This window comes from Pseudomonas sp. EL_65y_Pfl1_R83, assembly GCF_963970695.1.
Classification (GTDB): Bacteria; Pseudomonadota; Gammaproteobacteria; order Pseudomonadales; family Pseudomonadaceae; genus Aquipseudomonas; species Aquipseudomonas tritici.
In genome coordinates this window covers 1-624 of record NZ_CAXAQI010000122.1, presented here as the reverse complement: position 1 = coordinate 624, position 624 = coordinate 1, and the positions used below count along the sequence as shown (strand labels likewise).

General features: G+C 54.0%; 1 pseudogene. It reads left to right on the top strand.

What is annotated here, in order from left to right:
- Window positions 1-624 (top strand): annotated as a pseudogene (locus AACY08_RS27965) (IS110 family transposase); the annotation flags it as partial.

The window sequence follows — 624 nt, the reverse complement described above, 5'->3', positions numbered from 1 at the left end:
GCACGGCCTGTTGAGAGGCGCTTTTCGGCCTGCGGACGACGTGTGCTCACTGCGCTCATTGGTCCGTCAGCGTGGCAATAAAGTTCGCGACCAAGCCAAAGCCCTTAATCGGATGCAAAAGGCTTTGGTGCAAATGAACATCCAATTAGCCCAAGTCATCAGCAACATAGCTGGGGTGACGGGCATGAGTATTTTGCGCGCAATCGTTGATGGCGAGCGCGATCCCGAAGTGCTTGCACTGCTCAGAGACAAGCGTGTTAAGGCCGATCAGGCCACTGTTGCTCGCAGCTTGCACGGCAACTGGCGAGCTGAGCATTTGCATGCGCTGAGTCAGGAGTTGGCGGCTTATGACTTCCTGGAAAAACAGATCGGTGAGTGCGACCAAGCCATTGCTTATGCACTTGAGCGGCTGCCGGTTCTTCAGGCGCAAGTTATCCCGCCCAGCAAATCACTGCGTAACCCGCACCGTTCCAATGAGCAGCAACTGATTTTGCATCGGGCGCTAAACAAGATAATGGGTGTGGATTTAACCGCAATTCCTACCATCGGCATCGATACGGCTTTGGTCTTGGCCAGTGAATTGGGACCGGACTTGTCACGATTTCCGACTTCACAACACTTCTG